The 19193-nt window shown below is 37.5% G+C and carries 15 protein-coding genes and 1 CRISPR repeat array; of the genes, 12 read left to right on the forward strand and 3 right to left on the reverse strand.

The annotated features are described in order from the left end of the window. Nucleotides 1-22: 22 nt before the first annotated feature. Nucleotides 23-1285: an RNA polymerase factor sigma-54 gene (gene rpoN / locus J3U69_RS04470; protein WP_267413176.1), complete on the forward strand. Its 1263-nt coding sequence runs from the start codon at nucleotides 23-25 to the stop codon at nucleotides 1283-1285. Between the two features lie 59 nt (nucleotides 1286-1344). On the opposite strand, the gene J3U69_RS04475 is transcribed toward rpoN, so the two are convergent. Beyond that, nucleotides 1345-2286 (reverse strand): aldo/keto reductase, encoded by a 942-nt coding sequence (locus J3U69_RS04475; RefSeq protein WP_267392472.1) that lies wholly within the window; start codon nucleotides 2284-2286, stop codon nucleotides 1345-1347. A 203-nt stretch (nucleotides 2287-2489) separates the two neighbouring features. On the opposite strand from J3U69_RS04475, the gene J3U69_RS04480 reads away from it, so the two are divergent. The 5 genes from J3U69_RS04480 (at nucleotide 2490) to csn2 (ending at nucleotide 9783) form a co-directional block, all read left to right on the forward strand. After that, the gene (locus J3U69_RS04480; RefSeq protein ID WP_220220699.1) at nucleotides 2490-3398 is read left to right on the forward strand and encodes an L-lactate dehydrogenase; all 909 of its coding nucleotides are present in this window, start codon (nucleotides 2490-2492) and stop codon (nucleotides 3396-3398) included. Between the two features lie 122 nt (nucleotides 3399-3520). Continuing rightward, the gene (cas9, locus tag J3U69_RS04485; protein WP_267413179.1) at nucleotides 3521-7693 is read left to right on the forward strand and encodes a type II CRISPR RNA-guided endonuclease Cas9; all 4173 of its coding nucleotides are present in this window, start codon (nucleotides 3521-3523) and stop codon (nucleotides 7691-7693) included. Between the two features lie 230 nt (nucleotides 7694-7923). Beyond that, the gene (gene cas1 / locus J3U69_RS04490) at nucleotides 7924-8835 is read left to right on the forward strand and encodes a type II CRISPR-associated endonuclease Cas1 (RefSeq protein ID WP_267413181.1); all 912 of its coding nucleotides are present in this window, start codon (nucleotides 7924-7926) and stop codon (nucleotides 8833-8835) included. Continuing rightward, nucleotides 8813-9118, forward strand: coding sequence for a CRISPR-associated endonuclease Cas2 (gene cas2 / locus J3U69_RS04495; RefSeq protein ID WP_103752921.1), 306 nt, complete (start codon nucleotides 8813-8815; stop codon nucleotides 9116-9118). The genes cas1 and cas2 overlap by 23 nt, the downstream gene beginning before the upstream one ends. Continuing rightward, the gene (gene csn2 / locus J3U69_RS04500) at nucleotides 9115-9783 is read left to right on the forward strand and encodes a type II-A CRISPR-associated protein Csn2 (protein ID WP_267413182.1); all 669 of its coding nucleotides are present in this window, start codon (nucleotides 9115-9117) and stop codon (nucleotides 9781-9783) included. The genes cas2 and csn2 overlap by 4 nt, the downstream gene beginning before the upstream one ends. A 32-nt stretch (nucleotides 9784-9815) precedes the next feature. Further along, nucleotides 9816-11237: direct repeats of the CRISPR family, unit length 36 nt; unit sequence GTTTTAGATGGTTGTTAGATCAGTGATGACTAGAAC. Nucleotides 11238-11490: 253 nt separating this feature from the next. On the opposite strand, the gene J3U69_RS04505 is transcribed toward csn2, so the two are convergent. Next, nucleotides 11491-12738 carry a glycosyltransferase family 2 protein gene (locus J3U69_RS04505; RefSeq protein WP_267413183.1) on the reverse strand — a complete coding sequence of 416 codons (1248 nt, stop codon included), beginning with the start codon at nucleotides 12736-12738 and terminating at the stop codon, nucleotides 11491-11493. Nucleotides 12739-13144: 406 nt separating this feature from the next. Continuing rightward, on the reverse strand, nucleotides 13145-14059 hold the full coding sequence (locus tag J3U69_RS04510; protein ID WP_220220703.1) for a proline-specific peptidase family protein: 915 nt from the start codon (nucleotides 14057-14059) through the stop codon (nucleotides 13145-13147). Nucleotides 14060-14262: 203 nt separating this feature from the next. Between J3U69_RS04510 and J3U69_RS04515 the strand changes: the two genes are divergently transcribed. The 6 genes from J3U69_RS04515 (at nucleotide 14263) to J3U69_RS04540 (ending at nucleotide 19070) form a co-directional block, all read left to right on the forward strand. Then, on the forward strand, nucleotides 14263-15024 hold the full coding sequence (locus J3U69_RS04515) for a PAS domain-containing protein (RefSeq protein WP_267413184.1): 762 nt from the start codon (nucleotides 14263-14265) through the stop codon (nucleotides 15022-15024). A 157-nt stretch (nucleotides 15025-15181) separates the two neighbouring features. Further along, the gene (locus tag J3U69_RS04520; RefSeq protein ID WP_220220705.1) at nucleotides 15182-15631 is read left to right on the forward strand and encodes a DUF3290 domain-containing protein; all 450 of its coding nucleotides are present in this window, start codon (nucleotides 15182-15184) and stop codon (nucleotides 15629-15631) included. Nucleotides 15632-15646: 15 nt separating this feature from the next. Beyond that, nucleotides 15647-16282: a DUF421 domain-containing protein gene (locus J3U69_RS04525; protein WP_174683356.1), complete on the forward strand. Its 636-nt coding sequence runs from the start codon at nucleotides 15647-15649 to the stop codon at nucleotides 16280-16282. Between the two features lie 23 nt (nucleotides 16283-16305). Then, on the forward strand, nucleotides 16306-17127 hold the full coding sequence (locus J3U69_RS04530; RefSeq protein ID WP_267413185.1) for a Sir2 family NAD-dependent protein deacetylase: 822 nt from the start codon (nucleotides 16306-16308) through the stop codon (nucleotides 17125-17127). A 14-nt stretch (nucleotides 17128-17141) separates the two neighbouring features. Beyond that, nucleotides 17142-18095, forward strand: a complete 954-nt coding sequence (locus J3U69_RS04535; protein WP_267413186.1) for an exonuclease domain-containing protein — start codon at nucleotides 17142-17144, stop codon at nucleotides 18093-18095. Between the two features lie 102 nt (nucleotides 18096-18197). Further along, entirely contained in the window at nucleotides 18198-19070 is an 873-nt protein-coding gene (locus tag J3U69_RS04540) for a DNA/RNA non-specific endonuclease (RefSeq protein WP_103753150.1), read from the forward strand. Nucleotides 19071-19193 lie beyond the last annotated feature (123 nt).

Consider the following 19193-nt stretch of genomic DNA (forward strand, 5'->3'; position numbering starts at 1 on the left):
CTTAAAAAAGGAGAAAAAGCCGATGACACGATTGCAAAAAATGGTCTTAAAACCGAAAGAGCAGTTAGTTACGCGGCTTTTTTTGTCGCCCAAGCTCAAGCAAAACCTAACTGTTTTATCCTATAGTACGTATGACTTAGTCGCTGCAATGAAAGACTTAAGCGAAAGTGATCCTTTTGTTTCCTTGGGTAAATCACAAGAAGAAAGTCATAATTTAGAATGGCTTAAGGATAGTGAAAGTGAGAGCTTACTCGATCATTTGCTAGCACAGGTACGTTTAAGCGACTGGAATAATAAAGTTAAAAAGGCAGTTAAGCTCTTAATCTATCATCTGGCTGATGACGGCTATTTACGGACCGACTTGGCTGAAATTGCGCAGGGAGCTGAATTTTCAATTGATGAGCTGCAAAAGGCTAAGGAATTTTTGCAGACACTTGACCCGTGCGGAATTGGAGCTAAAGACTTAAATGAGTGTTTATTAATCCAGGCAAAACAAAAAAATGATTTTGACCAAGTTGCGTTACAGATCTTATTAGCTGATGACTTAGAAATGCTGGCAGATCCGCAAAAGTGGAGACTTACGCAATTCTCTGAAAAGCAATTAGAAAATGCCTTAGCTTGTATTCAAACATTGGATCCTGCTCCAGCAAGTGAGTATACAACTGGTACTAGCACACAATACTTACTACCAGATTTAATTTTTAAGGTAGAAGATCAGCGACTGACTATTGAAACTTTTCAAGCGCAAATTCCAGAGTTATTGTTTGATGAGCACACCTTTCAGGAATTGAAAGGCCAAGCAAAAGAGCGGCAATATTTTACGGAACAAAAACAGAGGTATCTTGAGTTAAAAAACGCAATTGAGCAACGACAACAGACCATTTTGCGGCTTGGTAAATACGTGGGGGAGTATCAACATGATTTTTTAATCACGTTGCAAAGAGAAAAGTTGAAACCATTGGGTCTTAAGGAAACCGCAAAGGCGTTGGATCTTGCTCCAAGTACGATTAGTAGGGCAATTAAAGACAAATATATCCAGTGTCAAAATAAGATTTTTAGTTTGAAAATGTTATTTCCGCGCCAAGTGGCACAGGATTTATCCCAAGAACGAATTGAATATGATTTACAAGAATTGGTAAAAGCGGAAAACAGTCTTGAACCCTTTAGTGACCAGCAGCTCGTTGCCATTTTTGCAAAACATGGAGTAGAGCTGAGTCGGCGGGTAATTGCAAAATACCGGAAAAAATTGGGCATACCTAATAGTTATCACCGTAAAAGAAGCTAATAATTTTACCCAAATAAAAAGCTTAGTGCTGTAGCACTAAGCTTTTTTGTTGATAATTTTTAAGGTAAGTCATTGCCAGCTGCTAAGTAGATATCGTACCATTCTTGTGCGGTCAGTCGAATATCTGCCCCTTTGGCACTGTCAACGATATGTGCTGGCGTCATTGTCCCAATAATTACTTGGTCGATTGCAGGATGACGCAAAATCCATGCCGCCGCGATGGCATTCTTGGAAACACCTTTTTGATCCGCAATTTTTTGTAAAGCATCATTAACTTCAGGGAATTTAGGATTACCAATGAAGTTGCCCTCAATTTGACCATATTGGAATGGTGACCACGCCTGCACCGTCATGTGGCGCAAACGTGAGTAATCAAGGATGCCGCGATCATGATCAATACTGCGTGCATCTGTCATATTGGTGTGAATATTAAAATCAATTGGACCAGTATGCATGACACTTACTTGCAATTGATTAATTAATAGTTTTTGACTTAAACCAGCTTGCAATAACTCAACTTGCATTGGGTTAAAGTTGGAGACACCAAAGTGCCGTACCTTGCCTTCCTGTTGCAGTTGATCGAAGGCAGCAGCGATTTCTGCTGGATCCATTAAAGCATCAGGTCTGTGAAGTAGTAAGCTATCCAAGTAATCAATTTTCATTCTCGAAAGAATACCGTCAACGGCAGCTATGATGTGCTTTTTAGAAAAATCGTACCGCGTAGTTTTATAATCAAGGGCTTCGTTTTCATAAATACCCGTCTTAGATTGAATATAAAAGTCGTCGCGCTTAAGTGAAGACTGTGCCAAAGCTTCACCAAAAATTTCCTCGGACTTGCCGTGTCCATAAATATCAGAAGAGTCGATATAGTTGATACCGCAGTCATGTGCCGTTTCAAGGGCTGTTACTGCATCAGCTACTTTTAATTGATTCATCCGCATAATGCCAAAAGCAATTGCAGAAGCTGTGAAGTTGGTATTGCCAATTTTAATTTGTCTCATATTATACCTCCTGCTTTTTAGTATAAGACAAACTGGCGGGAAAGTGCGCGTTACAGTGAAATTTAATTTTTACTGAAAACATCTCTTAAAAATACTAATATTTTTTTAAAGTTAAATTTATTTTAGGATAAAAACGTAATATAATAAAAGATACAATTTTTATTTATGAGAAAGACTTAAAGTCTAATTAGGAGGGAAAAGTTATGAGTAATAAGATTGGGATCATCGGTGACGGCCATGTTGGGAGTACTGTGGCACAACAGTTAATTATTTCGGGATTAGTTGATGATTTGGTTTTAATTGATGAAAATAAGGCAAAAGTAACCGCTGATGAACTAGATTTTCAAGATGCCATGGCTAACTTAAAGCACCACGTTAATATTGTCATCAATGATTACTCCGCCTTAAAAGATGCGGATATTATAATTAGTGCTTTTGGTAATATTGCGTTAGAAGCTGGCGGCGAGCGGTTTGCGGAATTGAAATTTAATAAAGAAAGAATTGGTGCGATTGCTTCCGCAATTAAGGAAAGTGGCTTTAACGGTATTCTAGTTGCAATCACTAATCCAGTTGATGCGATTACTAGCATGTACCAAGAATTGACGGGCTTACCGAAAAAGCACGTCATTGGTACTGGTACCTTGCTCGACACTGCACGGATGAAACGAGCAGTGGGCTCCCGCTTGCACGTTGATCCCCGCTCAGTTGAAGGCTTTAACCTAGGGGAACACGGTAATTCACAATTTACGGCTTGGTCGACAGTTAAGGTCTTGGAAAAACCAATTACGGAGCTGGCTAAAGAACAATCGTGGAAATTGGAAGACTTAAATGATGAAATTAAATTTGGTGGTCAAACTGTCTACAAGGGCAAGCAATATACTAACTATGGTATTTCAGCGGCTGTAACTCGCTTGGTTGAAACAATTGAAAGTGACGCCCACACTGAGATGCCAGTTTCTAATTACCAGGAAAAGTACGGCACTTATTTATCATATCCAGCAATCGTTGGTCGCGATGGAATAATTCAGCAAGTTGAATTATCATTAACCGAGGAAGAAGAAAAGCTGCTAGAGGCTTCTGCCGCAACAATTAAGGAAAAATCACAAGATTAAGTAGCATTCTGGGGAAATGGTGACTATATAGTTGCCATTTTTGTTTGAATTTAAAAATAAGGTGCATATGAAAATTAATTGCGGTATTCTTATAGTAATGAAAGTGATTACAGGAGACTCATATGAATAAAATTAAGGATGACTATATTTTAGGACTCGATATCGGGACCAATTCCTGTGGCTGGGCGGTCACGGATAAGAAAAATACTCTTTTGAAGTTACGCGGTAAGACGGCAATGGGCTCACATTTATTTGAAGAAGGGCATTCTGCAGCCGACCGGCGCGGCTTTCGGACTACACGTCGTCGCCTTAAAAGACGCAAATGGCGACTAGGTTTGTTAGAAGAAATCTTTGCGGAGCCAATGGCTGAAGTTGATCCGGGCTTTTTTGTCCGTTTGCATCAATCTTGGGTATCGCCATTAGATAAAAAACATCAAAAGTACGAGGCCATTGTTTTTCCGACTGCCAAAGAAGATGCTGCCTTTTACAAGGATTACCCGACAATTTATCATCTGCGGCAGGCCTTAATGACAGAGGACAAAAAGTTCGATTTGCGTGAAATCTTTTTGGCGATGCATCATATTGTTAAGTATCGGGGCAACTTTTTACAAGATACGTCAGTTAACGATTTTAATGCTTCTAAAATTGAAGTAGAGCCGGTACTTGAAAATATCAATAACGCTTTTGCCGATTTGGCGGAAGACCAGGAAACCGGTTTAAAATTTGAAACAGCTAATGCAGCTAAAATTGAAGCTGTTATCAAGGGAAAAGACGTAGACCGAACGATTTACAAGGTCGATAAGGTTAAGAAAATAGCCAAACTTTTGACAACATCGACTAGTAAACTTGATAAAAATGTTGCTAAGCAAATTGCCAATGCCATCATGGGTTATAAGACGCAATTTGAAACGATTTTAGATAAAGAAATTGATAAAAGCGATAAAGCTGCTTGGGAACTTAAACTAACCGATGCAGATGCGGATGATAAACTTGAAGCGATGCTTCCAGAACTAGAAGAGCCAGAACAAACAATTATTGCTGAGATTAGAAAATTATTCAGTGCAATTACCCTTAGCAATATTGTTGATGAAGGCAAGACTTTGTCTGAGTCAATGGTAAATAAATATAATAAACATGCGCAAGATTATCAATTGCTCAAGAAAGCAATTAATAGTCAAGCGGATAAGAAAAAAGCCAAGATGTTGGGCCTAGCTTACGATTTATACGTTAATAACCGGCATGGTAAATTGCTTGAAGCTAAAAAAGAATTAAAAGTTAAGGGCGCTTTAGCTAAAGATGATTTTTATAAAATAATTCAAAATAATGTCGATGACTCAGATGCAGCTAAACAAATTTTACATGAAATTGAGCTTGATAATTTCATGCCAAAGCAGCGCACAAATAGTAACGGTGTCATTCCATTTCAGCTGCACCAAATAGAGCTTGACCGAATTATTGCTAAACAAAGTAAATATTATCCATTCTTGGCAGAGAAAAATCCGGTGGAGCAGCACCTAAAACAGGCCCCGTATAAGCTTGATGAGTTAGTTAGATTTAGAGTACCGTATTATGTCGGTCCAATGATTACAGCGAATAAGCAGGAGCAAACTTCAGGTAAGAGCTTTGCCTGGATGGTGCGTAAAGAAGCAGGTAAGATTACGCCTTGGAATTTTGAAGAAAAGGTTGATCGAGAAAAATCTGCCAATAAATTTATTAAACGCATGACACTTAAAGATACTTACCTTCTTGGTGAAGATGTTATACCGGCGAATAGTTTACTCTATCAGAAGTTTACTGTTTTGAATGAGCTGAATAATATCAAAATTAATGGTAAGCGTCTCAGTCCAACCAAGAAGCAGAAAGCTTACGAGGAACTTTTTGAAAAGAATAAAACAGTTACAGCTAAGAAATTCGCTACTTGGGTGCAAACTAACTATGGCTCGAATGATATTAAAGGATTAGCCGATCCGACTAAGTTTAATTCTAGCTTGTCTAGTTATTACCATCTCAAAAACTTAAAGGTCTTTGATAAAGAACTTGATGATGCTAATTATGAAAAGGACTTTGAAAAAATAATCGAGTGGTCCACTATTTTTGAAGATAAGAAAATTTATCAAGAAAAATTGCGTGAAATTAATTGGTTAACAAATGACCAATTTAAGGCGATTGCTAATTGGCGCTTGCAAGGCTGGGGCAGATTATCTCGCAAATTGCTAGTAGGCTTACATGATCAAAACGGCCAGAATATCATGGCTCAATTATGGGATAGTCAAAAAAACTTTATGCAGATTGTTACGGAGCCGGACTTTAAAGATGCGATTGAACAAGAAAATCAGGTTATCGTTAAGAAAACAGGTGTTGAAGATATTTTGGCCGATGCGTATACTTCGCCAGCCAATAAGAAAGCCATTAGGCAGGTAGTTAAGGTTGTCAACGATGTTGTTAAGGCTGCCGGTGGCAAAGCGCCCGCGCAGTTTGCTATTGAATTTACTCGTAACCCTGAAAGTAATCCAAAATTGTCTCAGGTAAGAGGAAGTAAACTGCTAAAAGCATACCAAGATACTGCCAAAGAGTTGGTCGATAAGGATTTAACCAATAGTCTTAAGAATGCGATTACTAGTAGAAAACTTGCACAAGATAAATATTTCCTTTATTTCATTCAGGGTGGTCGGGATGCTTATACTGGTGAAAGGATCAATATTGATGACATTGAGTCAAGGTATGATATTGACCATATTTTGCCACAGAGCTTTATTAAAGATGATTCTTTTGACAATCGTGTTTTGACTTCTAAAAAATTCAACGCACAAAAATCAGACGATGTACCACTTAAGCGGTTCGGCGGTAACTGGGTACCAGAGTTAAAAATGACTATTAAAGATATGTGGTCTATGTGGCAAAAAACGGGACTCATCAATAATCGCAAAAAGAACAACTTGCTGCTTGATCCAGCTAATTTGAATAAGTACCAAAAATCAGGTTTTATTAATCGGCAATTGGTTGAAACCAGTCAAATTGTCAAACTAGTGTCGGTCATCTTGCAAAATATTTATCCTAAATCTGAAATTATTACGGTTCGCGCGGGTGATAACTCAGCTCTGCGTAAGAGGCTTAATCTTTATAAGAGCCGTGAAGTAAATGACTATCATCATGCACTTGATGCGTATCTCTCCATTATCTGCGGTAATTTTCTTTATCAGGTCTATCCGAAACTTCGACCATACTTTGTTTACGGTCAATTTAAAAAATTTAGCAAAGATAAAAAGTTGCAGGAAGATACTGTCAATAATACTAAAGAATTTACGTTCTTGTGGCCACTACTACAAAAGGATAATGATCAAAGAAAAGCACCCGAAGAAATCAAAGAGGATAAGAGTGACCGTGTAGTTTTCCTTAAACACCCTGATATCTTTGATAAATTACGCCGGGCATATAACTTCAAGTATCTTTTGGTCTCGCGCGAGACAACTACGCAAGATCAGGAAATGTTTAAAATGACTATTTTTCCACGTGCTGAACGGGATACTGCTAAATCACGTAGTTTAATTTCTAAAGGAAAAGATCTAAATCCTGAAATTTATGGAGGCTATACAGGAAATACTGATGCATATATGGCAATAGTAAAAATTCGTAAGAATAAGGATTCAATCTATAAAGTTGTTGGCGTGCCGATGCGTGCTTTGGCTAAATTGAAGAAAGCACAAAAGCAGGGCAATTATGATGAAACACTAAAGCAAGTTTTAACGCCACTAGTTATGTTTGACAAGAGGGGAAAGACGAAGCGGGGGATAAAAGACTTTGACATCGTTGCTGGCCACATTTTGTATAAGCAGGTAATCCTTGATGGTGAACGTAAATTCATGCTTAATTCATCTAGTTACATAAGTAATGCCAAACAATTAACTTTATCATGGGAAACAATGCGGATTGTTACCGATAATTTCATTAAAGATGAAGATCAGGACCAGTTGTTAATTAAGGCTTATGATGAAATACTTGCTAAGGCTGATAGTTATCTTCCTTTGTTTGATATAAGTAAATTTAGACAAGGTTTACATGACGGTAGAGAGAAGTTTGCTAGTTTCAATCCAGCAAAGAAAAAGGAAATAATTAGCCGGATCCTGAATGGCTTACATGACAATATGGTAGCTAGTGATCTTAAAGAAATTGGAGTAAAAACACCATTTGGTCAGATGCAATTTAAATCTGGTATAGCCCTTACTCCAGATGCAATGTTAGTTTTCCAATCGCCAACGGGTTTATTTGAAAAAAGAATCAAAATTTCTAAATTATAAAAGCCAAAAAAGGGAGCTGACGGTTGTCAGTTCCCTTTTTCAGTGCATAAAAAAACCTCCGCTATAGAGCTGAGGCAGGACGATAAAAATATCGCGTTGAAACTTTGCATAAAAATGCATTGTTTGATTTTAAATCTGGTTGTTAGATCAGTGATGATTAGTTATCATCAATCGGGAGCTACCCGATAACATTATTTTATCATTTTTTGAAGAATATACAAGGAGGAAATATGGGATGGAGATCAGTTATCATTACGCAACATGCAAAGATGACGTATTCGATGAATATGATGGTTGTTCAAACGCGTGATGGAATTAAACAAATACCAATTGCAGATATTAACTTGCTGTTAGTTTCGACTACTCAGGCCGTGATCACCAGTGCGCTAATTAGTAAATTGGCAGAAAACCAGACAAAAGTGATTTTTGTCGATGAAAAAGATGAGCCGGTTGTAGAAACCGTTGGTTATTATCCTGGTGCTAGAAACTTATCTAAGTTGAACAATCAGTTTAACTGGGATTTACAGTTAAAAGAAAAGTTGTGGACTAAAATAGTTGACCGCAAAATTACTAATCAGATTGCGGTTTTAAAAAATTACCAGTTGGAATGGCAAAATGTCCAAGATGAGCTTGATCAGCTGGAACTAAATGATGCCACTAATCGGGAAGCAATTGCTGCACGGAAATACTTTATGACTTTATTTGATAAGACTTTTATCCGGCGTGATAATAACGCGGTCAACGGGGCGCTTGATTATGGTTATGCGATTTTATTAGCGAGTTTTAACCGTGAGATTGCCGTCAATGGGTATCTTTCATATCTAGGAATTCACCATCATTCTGAAGAAAATTGCTTTAACTTGGCGTCGGATTTAATGGAGCCCTTTCGTCCATTCGTTGATTATTGGGTAAAAGCTCATGAAAAGATTAAGCAGCTGACGCCTGATATTAAATATGGTTTAGTCGAGTTGTTGAGTTTAGAAATAAAATATAACAACAAAAAAACGATCTTATCGAATGCAATTTCTAAATATGTGCATGACTGCTTGTGCTTTTTAAACGAAAAAACGAAAGAGTTACCTGAAATGGAGATGGCATTAACTAATGAGGTACCGAATGATGCGCTTAATGATAATGTTTGATTTGCCAACAGAAACTGCTCAGCAACGAAGAGAATACCGTCAGTTTCGGCAAAAATTACTTAATGAAGGCTTTTTAATGATTCAATTTTCGGTTTATGCCCGGGTTTGTGTCACCAGGCAAACGGCAACTTTTCTGGAAAATAGGGTTAAGAAGTTTTTACCCCATGGCGGAGTAGTACAATCATTGATGGTTACGGAAAAGCAGTATAATGATATGCACTTTTTAGTCGGTAAGCCAGTGGATGATGTTCGTAATAGTTCTGATCGGACGGTGATCCTGTGATCTTAGCGTATTTAACACATAAGAAATGGGTTTTCTCAGATTCTGGAATCAAAATATTGGCCACTCGAAGTTCAATTGTGTATCGCGACTTAGTTCAAGGTATTCAAGGAAAAAATAAAATGTTAATCTGTTCGAGCGACAATTATGATCCGGTTGAAGTTACTAAAACTTTTGACATGGTAGGAGACCCTTTGTTAAGTGGTGATATTACTAAAAAATATTTAACCAAAATTGTTAGTACTTATATCACTAACTTAGATGAAGCCACGCGTAATAAGATATTCTGTGCTTTTAGCAATTTAGAATTAGCATTATCTGATTCACTGCTTCTTGAAGATTTACCACTAGCAATTAACTTTGGTGAAGATTTAAAAAAGGTACTTAAAATGGCCGATTTGCATCTAGACGAGAATATATTGAGTGATCCATATGCTATAATTGAAACGGTTCTAAAGATTCATCAAAATTGTAATTTAAAAACAGTTCCCGTGTTTTGCAATGCAACAAATTATTTAGATAATCGGGAATTAGCTGAATTAGCACAAATTGCAAAACAAATGAGGTTAATGGTTGTTCTAATTGAATTCACATCTACAGATTTTTTGGTTGTTCCCGAGGATGCGCAATTTTATTACATTGACGAGGATTTAGTCGACTGGTACTAACTACTACATTAAAATTTGATGATAAAATATCGGTTTTAGATGGTTGTTAGATCAGTGATGACTAGAACTAAGCAAGTGAGCTTAACTCCAACAGTTTAGTTTTAGATGGTTGTTAGATCAGTGATGACTAGAACATGACTAAATATTTAATGGAACGACCACACGTTTTAGATGGTTGTTAGATCAGTGATGACTAGAACTTAATTCGATCACCTTTTTTGAACGTGAAGGTTTTAGATGGTTGTTAGATCAGTGATGACTAGAACGAATTAAAGCCATCAACAACGTCTTGAAATGTTTTAGATGGTTGTTAGATCAGTGATGACTAGAACACTGTTTAAGAATATTGATGCTAACTTTAAGTTTTAGATGGTTGTTAGATCAGTGATGACTAGAACTATCGGTGTATTGCTTACGTAAATCTTTTAGTTTTAGATGGTTGTTAGATCAGTGATGACTAGAACAATAGACTGGTTTTTTCAAATCTAGCCCGAGTTTTAGATGGTTGTTAGATCAGTGATGACTAGAACATTAAGGGACGGTCTATTTATGTTGGTCAGGTTTTAGATGGTTGTTAGATCAGTGATGACTAGAACTCGCATTAGCATCTTTGTCTTGCATTATTCGTTTTAGATGGTTGTTAGATCAGTGATGACTAGAACCTAATGGAATATCATTTAGATTAACTTCTCGTTTTAGATGGTTGTTAGATCAGTGATGACTAGAACAAAAGCAGTTGTTAACACTAAGTGGACGCAGTTTTAGATGGTTGTTAGATCAGTGATGACTAGAACACTTGGGTTGCAGAGACATACCTACTTCGTGTTTTAGATGGTTGTTAGATCAGTGATGACTAGAACTCGTAGCCATGTTATTGGCACTTTCAGCGCGTTTTAGATGGTTGTTAGATCAGTGATGACTAGAACAATTAAAAATTAAATACGATAATTTGAAAAGTTTTAGATGGTTGTTAGATCAGTGATGACTAGAACATTTGAAAAAACCAGTCTACTTAAGACAGGGTTTTAGATGGTTGTTAAATCAGTGATGACTAGAACCGGCAACCTTGTTAAATCAGTTTTAACATTGTTTTAGATGGTTGTTAGATTAGTGATGACTAGAACAACATGATGCTATTGCACGCAGAGTTGTTGGTTTTAGATGGTTGTTAGATCAGTGATGACTAGAACGCTCACCGGTTAATACTGAAAAACCGAGTAGTTTTAGATGGTTGTTAGATCAGTGATGACTAGAACAATAGAGTTATCATATGTCCAACCATCAGAGTTTTAGATGGTTGTTAGATCAGTGATGACTAGAACTACAATGAGTAGCATTGATTTACTGGACGTGTTTTAGATGATTGTTAGATCAGCGATGACTAGAACTTGAAGGACTTTCCGGCAGCTTCCACGAAGGTTTTAGATGGTTGTTAGGTCAGTGATGACTAGAGTTAAAAATTCATCTATCAATAAAGTTTGTTTTAACTTACCTTTATTGTCGAGTCTGAGCCGGTGGCTTTTTATGACATTTTTGGACGCACAATTTTAGAAAGTAGCGAGTTCACGCCCTCTTTACTGGCAGCAACTTCAAGGATTGTTTGCCCCAGAGTTTTACACCGCTTGCTTAATTATCTGAATTAACTAATTTTGTTCAAAAAAAAGCACATCGGTTGTGATGTGCCTTTTTTAGTGCATTTACATATAACTAGCTGTGAGCTGTTTTTACCCATGAATCATTCCCTTTTAATTGGCGGATTATGGCGCGATAGGGGATAAAGGCTAGCACCCAGCGATAAAAGGCAAAGCTAAAGATTATTCTAAAAATTATTAAACGATTTTTAGGTGGCTCTAAATTCGATTCGTGCCATTGTTTTTCAATCATTAACGTATTGACCAGGTTTTCTGTGAATAATAATGTGAAAATAATTGCTAAACCAATTAATGGCCGATAGAAAGCATAAAAGATCAAAACTGAAACCGAAATAATTGATGATGGAACAACTATGATGGATAGATATGGCACCATTAAGAAAAAAATGATGAAAGTTTTAACAATTGTTTGAAGATGCTTGGCTTTCATTATTGCTCCGCCATAAATCCTAAGGCATTGCAGGCCACCTTGGCACCAGCGAGTCCGCTGCCGGATAAGTTTTCTTAAGTTAGAAACACCTTCTTGCTTAACACTGACGGTATTTAAGAAAGTGCCATAATAGCCTTTCAGCAATCCCTTGAGTGAGAACTCACAGTCTTCAAGCAGGGAGGAAGACCAGCCAACATTTTTGGCCATTTTTAACGTAACGAACTGACCATTGCCAGAAGCCAAAGCCGATCCCCAATTTGTTCGTGCCATTTGCAATAGTGCATTATAAATGGAAAATTCAAAATTTTGCATTATTGTCAGGTTATCAACAGTGTTATAAACGTCAACACGCGTTTGAACAAGGTCGTAAAAGGAATTTTGAAAGGTAGCAACGACCTCTCTTAAGTAATCAGAATCAAAGTGACTATCCGCATCAATAATGCCAATAAGTGTCTTGCCAAGGGAATAATTCATTTGAATAATTTGATTGACGGTATATTCTAAAGCTGGTCCTTTCCCAATTTGCGCGTTTGGTTTAACACGGTGAATAACGTGCAAATTGGCGTGATGTGACCATTTATCGAGTAATTCTGTTGTGCCATCACTAGAATCATCATCGATAAATACTAGCTCTAAATTGATAAAATTCCTGCATTGATTGTGTAATTTAACCAGATATGGCAAATCTCGCTTTAGCGTTACGAATTCATTCATAGCGGGAATTAACAATAGCAAGGTGGTAAAATTCCGCGAGCTACCAGAATATTTTTCTTGCCTAATTTTTTTACTAAATGATAAATAGAGGCTGAAAATAAAGTCGAAAACAAAGGCACAGCCATTGACAATAAGCATAACCGTGATAAAAACATTCATTTCATCATCCCTAGAGTTTATTAATTACTGTTTACAAATCTATAAAAACTAATTAAATATATAATAACGCTATTACATATTTGATTACGAAATCACATCTATACAAATACTACACACTCTTATTATAAAATAAATTTAATATATTTGTAACGCTTATTTGGTAATAGTTTATTCACTGTTTAAGCAACTAAAAATCATCGAATAATAAAATAACTAATAGCAAAAATTAATTTATAATTTTTATTTATTTAAGTAGACTAAAAGGAAACAAAACATAGTATTTTATAAACTCTGAAATTGACTAAACAAATAAATTGATATAGTTAAAAAACATTTTTGGCAAAACAAAAAGCAAGCTAAATTTTGCTTGCTTTTTCATATACTATATATTTTTTTGCTTTGACAACTATTTACCAGCGAAGGAATTATCTTCGACTTGACGAATAAAGTCAGCTAAATGTTTGTAATAAACAGCAGGATTATCAACCATGTGGTGGTGGCCGCCGTCAGGCGTAGTAACCAAACGCGAATTAGGAATTTCCTTTTGCATAATTTTAGCAGTAGCAATCGGCATGGTTTCTTCCTCACCAAAGGTAATTAAAGTTGGCACCTTAATATTCTTTAATTGGTCTCTGAAATGCCAATCTTTCAACTTCCCGGTAATGACAAATTCATTATCCCCTTGGAAGGCATGGTAAACTTCGCTGCCACCGATATCATTTAGGTGGTAAAGCTTAGAAGGCTGCTTACGGTCAACAAAATTAATGTTGAGAATATTGACATCTTCTTGATAGCGTTTGTTATCATAGTCATCGTTTTGTTCGCATTGATGCATAAAGTCGATTTCCGTTTGTGGTAAGACTTCTTGACGGCGCCGATTAACAGCCTTTACGTAGTCGTCAATGTCATCGACCATTGATGAGATGATTGCCCCTTTCAGGTGTTGACCGTATTTAACGGCATATTCTTGAACTAACAGGCCACCCCAGCTTTGCCCAATTAAATAGAAGTTATCTAGTCCGAGCTTTTCGCGCACTTCGTCCACTTCATCTAAAAAGTAGTCATAAGTTAAATATTTGCTTGCGATTTCTGGGTCAGAATAATCTGGCTGATCCGAATAAAGGGAACCCAGTTGGTCGTACATTGTTACTTGTACATCCAAGCCCTGCTTTTTTAATTGTTCGGCTGTGTCTTCCCAGTATTCATGATTGCCACCAGGACCGCCGTGTAAGCAGAGTAAGTGAATATCACCGTGTCCTTGAGTATTTGTCCACAAGTGGTAACCATTGTCTAAAGTAATGATTTTGGAACCAGTTTTCATTTTGTTCTCCTTCTTAATATGATTAATTTCTATTTTAGCTCATGAGCATTGAAAGAAAAACCATGCAGATAAAATACGTGGTAAAAGTAATAGCAAGATTTTTATTAGGGTAAAAGTGGCGATATTATTGCTATTCTTACGTTTTGGTGAAGCGCATACATGATATAATTGAAGAATAATTATGGAAAATAAGGAGAGATATTATGGCAGAACCAAACTGGCTAAAAAAGATGGCTGAAAAAGAATATTTAGCAGAAAATTTTACCGCCGCGGGTAAAAGTCGCTACACGGTGAGTGATGTTGCTCCTGATGATCCGGACTGGTTAGAACAAGCGGCGGCCAAGACGCACGCGGCAAGTGGTGATGATTACGTCAAGCTTGATAGTGGTCTATTGACAGTGAATCAAATTAACTGGATGCTGCGCAACACGATTGGAGAACTGACTTTTGTTGACGATAACAATCAGTTTTTGTGGTACAACCGTCCGGTAGATCCAGCTACAAAGATGAAGGCAAAAAGAACGCCTGATCAAGTAGGAAGTTCGATGGGACAAGTTCATCCAGATGTACGCGATGTCATTCCTGAAGCTAAAAAAGTTGTCCACGCATTGCGGACCAAACAGGATGGTCATGATGAAGTCTATATGCCTGTCCCGACTGGTAATTTGCATCAATTAGTTTTACATTACTACAAGCGCGTAGAAGATGATGAGGGTAATTATGCTGGGATCTACGAGTGGGTACAAGATCTTTATCCGTTAGTTAAGTATTTCTGCGAAACGACTGGACAAAAATTGGTTAATGACCCAGATGCAGTTACAGGCGCTACTTATCGGCGCAATTCTTCTCCGGATGCTGCAACGGGAGCATCGACTAAGGCAGCTGCTGAAAAAGACGAACAGCCTACAGTAAAAGAAAAAGAAAAGGTGCCAGATGATGCGACAACTTCGGCATCGCTAAAATAAATATTCACAAGTGGTGGTTAGACAGGTTCTAACCACTTTTTGATATACTGATATTAGGTAGACTTATAAACATAGTTTAGTGAGCTAACCATGATATTACATTAATGCATCGCTTTTAATACCCGGTGCGGAGTTTTTAACTAGAGGTGGTAGTGTTATGACTTTTTACACACTCAAGTACATTGAGCAGAATCAAAATACTAGTAAAACAATTTTGTATGTCTTAATCGCAATTGCGGCGTTAACGATGATTGCTTTTACAGTTCTTTACTTGCGGCACCGGTTCGATACTCGTTACCGTGACCTAGGAATTATTGCGTTGCTTTTCTTATTATTATTTGTTGGAACACAATATGAAAAGTATGTTCAAACCAATTTGGTAAAATCCCAGTCTGAACAGATCATTCCGTTTATTAAGTCGGTTGCTAAAGACCACGGTGTTTCTAATAGTGATGTCATGGTTAGTTCAACTAATTTACAAAATGGTCTAATTGTCAGACTTCATTCAAAAGATATTGATTACCAATTGGAACTGAATGATGATAATAATAGCTACACCTTAAAGAAAGCTCATGTTATTAATCATGAAGTTAATGTCAAAAATTGATAGGGGGAAATTGACATGGATTATACGCAACTTTTTATTAAATTTGTTTTAGGTGTGTTAACATTAATTTTCCAGATTAATGTTTTTGGTAAAAGCAATATTGCCCCAACCACGGCATTAGACCAATTGCAGAACTATGTTCTTGGTGGCATTATCGGTGGGGTCATTTATAATTCCAGCATCACGGTGCTGCAGTTTCTCCTAGTGTTAATTGTCTGGACTTTAGTGGTCTTTATTCTTAAATTTGCCCGTGAACACAGCAACATTATTCGCGTGTTGATTGATGGCAAACCAATTCAAATTATTAAGGATGGAAAAGTTCTGGTTAAGAACTGTTTATCTGCCGGGATTTCTGCTAACGAGTTGATGTTTAAGCTACGGAGCCAAGGTGTTTATTCGGTTAATGAAGTCAAAAACTGTATTTTTGAGAAGAATGGTCAACTAACTGTGATTCAAGAAGATGAAAAAAATCTTCGTTTTCCACTAATTAATGATGGTCAAATTAACCAAGAAGTGCTTGAATTTATTGATAAGGATGAAGACTGGTTAAAAAAGGAAGCAAAAGATGCAGGCTATGACAATATTGGCGATATTTTCTTAGCTGATATTGAAAATGGCAAGCTTTCATTTACTAGCTATGATCAAAAATAACAATTAGAAAGTAATAGGAATAGATGGAAAATTTGAGTAAGGCAAAGCATCTGGTTGCTGATGCCGATGTGATGATTATCGTTGCGGGTAATGGAATGGCAAAATTGGAGGGACTTGACCTACTGGGGCAAGCAAGTTTTGCACAGGACTTTCCCACAATTGCAGAAAAGTATCATGTGAATTCCGTGGGAGAAGCGTTAGACCAGCAATCTGCTTCTTGGTCTGACAAATGGCTTTGTTGGAGTCAACTGATTGCGCACTATTCGCTTGAATATCAGCCAAGCCAAACAATGAAAAATTTACGCAAATTAATTGGCCAGAAAAAGTTTTTTATTGCAACATCCAGCTTTGGTCATTTCTTTGAAAGTGCTGGCTTTAATGAAAACCGGATTTTTAATGTTTTTGGCGATTGGACAAAAATGCAGTGTTCAAGTGGCATTAATCACGGACTTAGAGATAGTCGTGGTGCTGTCCAAAAAATCTTAACTGCTAAACAGCAAAAGCAGGATTTAGCGGCGGCTTTTGTGCCTAAATGTAAAAAATGCGGTCAGCCAATGGAAATTCACATGCCGTTAAATGAGCATTTTTACCCGGATACAGATGCTAATACTCGTTTTCGGTGGTTTTTAACTGGTAATGAAGAGGAAAAAACGGTTTTCCTTGAATTGGGGGTAGATGAAACCAGCCCGCAACTGCTTCAGCCAATTATTCACCTTGTCCAGCAATATCCGCAGTGGTCTTATGTTGCTGCTGATTATCGTCAAGAGCAATTACCGCTTGATATCCAAGCCAGAAGCGCTGGCGTAAACGCCGATTCAGCTATTCTATTACAGAACTTGCTTTAAAAAGGGGGCTTGTGATGAGTATTTATATCAAAAACGGTGTTTTGCATGTTACTGGTGCGCAAGATAAACTCCGTGCCAAGGGCCAAGAAAATCCGGCTTTTATTGCTGACTATACGTTGCTTGATATTGAGACCACGGGGCTTAACCCTTACCGTGATCATGTAACTGAGCTTGGTGCCATTAGGGTGCGTAATAACGAAATTGTTGATCAGTTCAGCAAACTGGTAGTTTATCCGCGCTCGAATAAGGTTCCGGCTTTTATTACTAAATTAAACGGCATAACTGAAGAGCTGCTGTTAACAAAGGGTATCCCAGTTAAAGAAGCAATGACGGAGTTTCGGCAATTTATCGGTGATGACATTATTATCGGCTACAACGTCAACTTTGACTTGAATTTTTTATATGACTTAACGGAAAAGTTTAAGCTGCCTCAACTAAATAATGATTATGTTGATGTGCTTCGCCTGGCCCGAGCTTACTATCCGTTCCAGCATAATCGCTTGCTTGACTGTATGCAGCGCGCAGGCATTGCAGAAACCGAACAGCATCACGGCCTAGATGATTCAATCGATACCAAAAAAGTTTACGATGATTTTCGTGCTAATTTCACAGATGAATTACTGGCTAAGGCTCAGGGTAAGATTAAAAACATGGATTTACTTGCCGCCGAACTGGAAGCTTGGGAACTTGGCTACCGCAATCCGGTCAACAATAAAAAGGTTGCGTTCGTTGACGGAATCAATATGGATAATGCGGAAGCTGCTTTGATGGTTAATAATATGAATGGTCAGGCTCAGACAATCGTTACGCCTGATACTAATTTTTTAATTATTGATGACGATAGCTTTTTTGATAAAAACAATGAGGCAATTCAGCAAGCACGAGAATATAATAAATCCGGCAGTAAAATTAAACGTCTTTCCGAGAGCTATTTTTTGAACATGCTTGACGAATGGGCTAGAAATTAACATCTTAAGGCAAAGTAAAAAGCTTTGCTTTTTTCTTACAGCTATTGCAAACAAAAGTTCGATTGGCTATACTTAGTTATTATCAAATAAGGAGCGGATGTAATGGCACGCAGGCGGAGAAGACAAAGCAGAAAGGTAATTAATGGTGACTTTTGGGCGATAGTCATTATTATTTTGTTCTTGCTATGGTTTGTTTCGACTAAAGGCGGTACGGATCCAAGCGGTCGACAGACAATTAATCAAATAACGCGCAATGAGCCAGCAAAGAAAAATAAGATTGAGCAGGCTAAGCCAGCAGCTAAAGTCTACGGTGGTTTGTCACAGCAAGATTATGCTAAACTGGCACAGCTCAATTTTAAGAGTGGTTCTTCAGCTTATATTACGGTTAATAATGACAAGTCAACTTTGATTAAAAACGCATGGCGCGTCAACCGCGTTATTTATTCGAACCTAGATAATCTTAACCGAACATCCCATTCCAATACTGCTTTTTTAGAAAAACGCAACGTTGCCAACGGTAGCTTGCGGGTTCAGCAATTTGTGCAGCCAACTGCTTGGCATTATAATCGCCGCAATGGAACACAAATATACAACCGCGGCCACTTGATTGCCTATTCTGTTTCTGCGGGGATAGACCAGGAAGGTAATTTTAATCCGCGTAACCTTTCAGGAGATCAAAATAATCCCAAAAATTTATTTACGCAGTCCGCTTTTTCCAATCAGCGCATTCAGACGATCTTCGAAAGTCGCGTTCGGACCGCATTGCGGGAAAATAAGCGGGTAATTTACCAGGCGACTCCGATTTTTCGCGGAGAAGAATTGATGGCGCGGGGAATTAACCTGCAAGCCGTATCGACTGATGGCAGTTTAGATTTCAATGTTTATTTATTTAATGTTCAGCCCGGTTTTTCTTTTGATTATAATAATGGACGAGCAAAAATAGACCACGAAATGCTGGTGAAAGAACAATATTAAAGCGTTGCATTTGTGTGCAACGCTTTTTAGTAATGTGAAATAACAGAACAATTTAATTACTGCTACTTATTACCCCTTAAAATTTAGGTAAAGGTAGGTGAGAACAAAAACTTAAGGGGACGC

The organism is Lactobacillus sp. B4026, from assembly GCF_026535825.1.
Taxonomy (GTDB): domain Bacteria; phylum Bacillota; class Bacilli; order Lactobacillales; family Lactobacillaceae; genus Lactobacillus; species Lactobacillus panisapium.